We start from the raw sequence: 5315 nt of genomic DNA, 5'->3' as shown, positions 1-5315 counted from the left end.
GGCCGGGCGAACCCGGCCACCCCGTCGACGTCACCTCACATCACTGACCGAACCAGCGACCCACCTGCTCGACGATCGCGGCATCGAACCGGTCGTCGTCGTGCCGGGCGCGCAGCCACTCCGCAAAGCTGCCTCCGGCCGAGGCGTCGGCCTCCTTGCGGCACGCGTCGGTGTCCGTGACCGCCCGCAGCAGCATCTGCTCGGCCTCGGCGGGCGTGCGGTACAGGAACGGGTAGTCGGCCGGCAGGATCGCCCGCGCCCAGGGACGGTCGGGCAGCACACCGACCGCGCCGGCGACCAGCGCCTCGATGTACTCGAGCCCGTACGACTCGTCGGTCGCCGTGGCGAGGAACGCCGTCGTGCGGGCCAGCGCCGACCAGTACCCCTCGCGCGTGGCGGTCAGCGGGCCGACCCACGCCCAGTCGTGCAGCGAGAGCCGCATCGCCTGCTCCGTGGCCAGGTGCGACTCGTGCAGCCGCGCCTCCACGCGCAAGGGCGTGCGCTTGGCCACGCGCTCGACGATGTCCAGGAACAGCTGCGGCTGCTTGCGGTCCGACAGGTAGATCGCGGGGTAGAGGACGACGGGCACGTCCGGGTCGCGCCGGGGGAGCACGTGGTCGAGCCGGATGCCGAGGTTCACCCAGGCGACCTCGGACTTCTCCGCCAGCGACGGGATCGTCCACCGCTCGACCATCTCGCGGACCTCGCCCGCCGTGCGCTCCGAGTTGGCGAACGTCGGGAACAGGGCGCACGAGAGGGCGACCGCCGCGCGTTCGACGGGGTGGTGGAACCGGGACGTGCCCAACCACACGAAGTTCATGACGTGCGGCTCGCCGCCCGAGGCGGCGAGGGTGCGCCACACCGCGACCGAGTCGGCCGGGGCCATGTTGATGACGATCGTGTCGTCCGGGTTGACGAACTCGAGCGGCAGCAGGTCGAAGTCGGCACCGCGCCGCGGGCCGGGTCCGACCAGGATCGACCCGGGGAAGATGCGCAGCAGGCGGCGCACCAGGGTGGCGCCGGCGTCGTGCCCGGCGACGTGCCCGTCGGTGTCGACGAGGACGTCGGGGTTGCGGACCGCGATCCTCATCGGTCGCCCGCCTTCGCGTCRACCAGGGCACGATCGGTGCCGGAGGTCTCCGGTGCGGCAGCGGACGTCGCGTCTCCGCCGTCCCCGTGGCCGACGGGCGGGGCCTCGTCGGAGAGTGTCGACCGGATCCGCATGCCGTAGAACGAGCGGTACACGAAGAAGGCCGAGGCGAGGAAGAACACCGCCGCCAGCCCGAGCACCAGGGTGTGCAGGCCGTCCGCCGTGAGGCTGACCGAGAGCTCGACGGCCAGCAGCCCGAACAGCGTCGTGAACTTGATGACCGGGTTGAGCGCCACCGACGACGTGTCCTTGTACGGGTCGCCGACCGTGTCACCGATGATCGTGGCCTCGTGCAGCGCGGTGCCCTTGGCGTGCAGGTCGATCTCGACGATCTTCTTCGCGTTGTCCCACGCGCCGCCGGCGTTGGCCATGAAGAACGCCTGGTACAGGCCGAACACGGCGATCGAGATCAGGTAGCCGATGAAGAAGTACGGCTCGACGAACGCGAAGGCCAGGGTCGAGAAGAACACGCCGAGGAACATCGTGAGCATCCCCTGCTGCGCGTACTGCGTGCAGATCTCCACGACGCGACGGGAGTCGGCCTCGCTCGCCCTCGTCGCGCCGTCGAGGCGGATCGTGGTCCGGATGAACTCGACGGCCCGGTAGGCACCGGTGGTCACCGCCTGGATGGACGCGCCCGTGAACCAGAAGATCACGGCACCACCCATGACCAGGCCGAGCAGGAACGGCGGGTGCAGCAGCGAGAGGTTCTCCAGGCCCGTGGTCAGACCCTCGGTGAGGCCCATGATGATCGAGAAGATCATCGTCGTGGCGCCGACCACGGCCGTCCCGATGAGCACCGGCTTCGCGGTCGCCTTGAACGTGTTCCCGGCGCCGTCGTTCTCCTCGAGCATGGTCTTGGCGGTCTCCCACTGCGGCTCGAACTCGTGGTCCCGGACCAGCTCGGCCTCGATGTCGTCGATCTCCTCGATCATCGACAGCTCGTAGACGCTCTGGGCGTTGTCCGTGACGGGGCCGTAGGAGTCGACCGCGATGGTGACCGGCCCCATCCCCAGGAACCCGAAGGCGAGCAGCCCGAAGGCGAACACGGCGGGCGCCAGCATCAGCGTGTCCAGGCCCAGCTGCGAGAGCAGGAAGGCGCCGCCCATCAGGCCGACGATCGTGGTGCCGAGCCAGTAGGCGGAGAAGTTGCCGGCGACGAGGCCGGACAGGATGTTCAGCGACGGGCCGCCCTCGCGCGAGCTCATGACGATCTCGCGGACGTGGCGGCTGCCGGTCGACGTGAACGCCTTGACCAGCTCCGGGATCACGGCGCCGGCGAGAGTGCCGACGGCGACGATGGTCGCGAAGACCCACCACAGCGTCGCGGTCTTGCCCTGCCCGAGCACCAGGTAGGTGGTCAGGTAGGTGGCGGCGACGCAGATGCCGGACGTCACCCAGACGAGGGAGGAGAGCGGGGTCTCGAAGTTCATCCGCTTCGCGTCCCGGTACTGGTGACGCACCCAGGCGTCGTTGACCAGGTAGGAGAGCGCCGACGCGATGATCATCACGGCGCGCACGACGAACATCCACACCAGGAGCGTCGCCTGGACCGCGGGGTCGTGGACGCCCAGCAGCACGAACGTGATCAGGGCGACGCCGGTGACGCCGTAGGTCTCGAACCCGTCGGCGCTCGGCCCGACGGAGTCGCCCGCGTTGTCGCCCGTGCAGTCGGCGATGACACCCGGGTTGCGGGCGTCGTCCTCCTTGATCTTGAACGCGATCTTCATGAGGTCCGCGCCGATGTCCGCGATCTTGGTGAAGATGCCACCGGCGATGCGCAGGGCCGCCGCACCGAGCGACTCGCCGATCGCGAACCCGATGAAGCAGGCGCCGGCGATCTCGCGGGGGAGGAACAGCAGGATCACCAGCATCATGAGCAGCTCGAGGCTGATGAGGACCATGCCGATCGACATGCCCGACTTCAGCGGGATCCGGTGCACCTGCAGCGGCGTGCCGCGCAGGGCGGCGAACGCGGTGCGTGAGTTGGCGAACGTGTTCACACGGATGCCGAACCAGGCGACGGCGTACGAGCCGGCCATCCCGAGCAGGCTGAAGCCGATGACGATCGAGACCTTGCCCCACGGGAAGTCGATGAGGAATCGGTAGTACACGACGATCACCGCGGCGATGAACACCCAGAGCATGAGCAGGAACTTGCCCTGCTTGACCAGGTACGCCTTGCACGTCGAGTAGATGAGCTCGGAGATCTCGAGCATCGACGCGTGCACGGGCAGCCGGCGCAGCTGGACGAACGCCAGCATGCCGAAGCCGAGACCGAGCACGCACACGACCAGGCCGAGGCCCAGCAGCAGGCGACCCGAGACGCCGCCCATCACGGTGACCGCACTCAGGTCGGGGAGCACGAGGCTCGCCTCACCGCCCGCACCCGGCGGTTCCGCCGTTGACGAGAAGGACGTCCAGAGGGCGGTCATGGTGAGCACGGGATCCCCGTTTCGTGACGAGCAGCGGCCTTTTCTTGCAGGCTAGGGCCGCGTTTCGCCGACGAATGTGACCTAAGTCTCGGTCGGTGGGTGCATCCGTCCTGCCCCGGCCGCGAGAAGGAGTCGGGACGCCTCCCGGCGCCAGGGAGTGGAGGATCACCGTGGGCATCCAGACCTCGATCGACGCGCTTCGTTCCGCCGACCGGATCGTCGACGCGATGCGGCTCGCCGACGAGCTCGCGTTCGAGAGCAGCCGGGACCCCGGCGTGCGCACCGTCCGCGTGCTGTCCGCCGCGCTCGACGACCCGGACCAGCTGGTGGCCGTCGCCGCGGTGCACGCCCTGGGCACGATCGCCGATGACGAGGCCTCCCGCGCGCTCGTCCGGCTGCTCTCGAGCGAGCACCTGTTCCTGCGGGAGCACGCCGCCTGGGTGCTCGGCTCGGGCCTGCCGCGCGCCGACGCGATCGCGCGCCTCATCGGGATGACCGCGTCCGGCGGGTTCGGCGGCATGCTCGCGCAGCGCACCCTCGAGCAGTGGTCCGCCGGCGCGCCCGAGGCGGTTGCCGTCGGGCTCGAGTCCGCCCTGCTGGGCGTGGTCGAGCCTGCCGAGCGGGCTCGCGTCGTGGAGACCCTCGGCCTCGTGCAGCACGTCATCGCGGTCCGCCCCCTGCTCGCGCTCGGGGGAGACGCTCGGGAGGCCGAGCAGGTGCGGGCGGCCGCGGTGGCCGCGCTGGGTCGGCGCCCCGGGGACCGCGACGTCGTGGGGCTGCTCGACCGGTTGGCGTCGGGCGGGGACTCCCTCGCGGGCGTCGCCGGCCTCGCCCTCGTCGACATCGCCGCGGGGTCCTCCGTGGTCCGGCGGCCGGTGCGCGACGGGCTCACGGTCGCGCAGCTGTTCCTGCACGCCGACATCGACGCGCGGCTCAGCGCTGCCGGTGCCGGCGACAACGGCGGGATCGTGACGCTCCTGGTGAGGCTCGGCGATGCGCTCGTGGCGCCCGGGGCCGACGCGCCCTCGCCCGTGACCCGCGTGCTGACCATGTCCCGGGGTTCGGTGGACCAGGCTGCGGCGGACCTGCGCAGCCTGCAGGACGACGGGCACCGCTACGGGCGCGTGCCGCTCCAGCACGACGCGTCGCCCACGGCGACCCCCTGGTCGCTGCGCGTCTCCGCGCGCCGGGGCATCCGCCGCCTGCTGCGGTCCGCGGGCGGGGTGGACCTGATCCACCTGCGGATGGCCGACGTCGGAAGCCTGGCCGCGGCCGACGTCGCGCGCGAGCTCGACATCCCGGTGGTGTTCACGGTGGCCCCGGACCCGCACGCGGTGATCCGCTCGCTCGACCTGGCCGGCCGCCTCACCCGCGAGAACTTCGGTGCGGTCGACGAGGCGGAGCACTTCTGGTTCCGGGTGCGCCTGGTGCAGCGCCTCGCGGCCAACGCGGCGCACACCGTGCTGTTCCCGCGGCCCGCGCTGGAGCGCGACATGCGCGAGCTGGTGGGGATCGACCTGTCGGCGCACCCGGAGCGGCACACCGTGGTCCCGGAGGGGGTGGACCTGCAGGTCGTCGACGATGCCCGGGCCGAGGCCACTGGTCACGCGTCCGGGGCACCGGCGATCGGCGCGCTGGCGGAGCTCCGTGCGCTCGTCGACGCACTGCCGGAGCAGCGCCGCGGCCTGCCGCTGGTCGTCAGCGTCGGCCGGCTCCACCGGGTCAAGGGG

At 71.2% G+C, this 5315-nt stretch carries 3 protein-coding genes; 1 reads left to right on the top strand and 2 read right to left on the bottom strand.

The features are described from left to right. Positions 1–40: 40 nt before the first annotated feature. Positions 41–1090: a glycosyltransferase family 1 protein gene (locus AC1DUQ_RS17075; RefSeq protein ID WP_477061877.1), complete on the bottom strand. Its 1050-nt coding sequence runs from the start codon at positions 1088–1090 to the stop codon at positions 41–43. Next, positions 1087–3585 carry a sodium-translocating pyrophosphatase gene (locus AC1DUQ_RS17070; RefSeq protein ID WP_477061878.1) on the bottom strand — a complete coding sequence of 833 codons (2499 nt, stop codon included), beginning with the start codon at positions 3583–3585 and terminating at the stop codon, positions 1087–1089. Before AC1DUQ_RS17070 ends, AC1DUQ_RS17075 begins: the two co-directional genes overlap by 4 nt. 170 nt (positions 3586–3755) lie before the next feature. On the opposite strand from AC1DUQ_RS17070, the gene AC1DUQ_RS17065 reads away from it, so the two are divergent. Continuing rightward, positions 3756–5315: HEAT repeat domain-containing protein (locus AC1DUQ_RS17065; RefSeq protein ID WP_477074194.1), on the top strand; the 1560-nt coding region annotated here is incomplete at its 3' end.

It is taken from the genome of Cellulomonas sp. P4_B5_2 (genome assembly GCF_056402235.1).
This window is presented reverse-complemented; position numbering and strand designations above follow the sequence as displayed.

Excerpts from the sequence above, each read along its gene's own strand:
- AC1DUQ_RS17075 (WP_477061877.1), bottom strand. The coding sequence starts at position 1,090 with ATGAGGATCGCGGTCCGCAACCCCGACGTCCTCGTCGACACCGACGGG.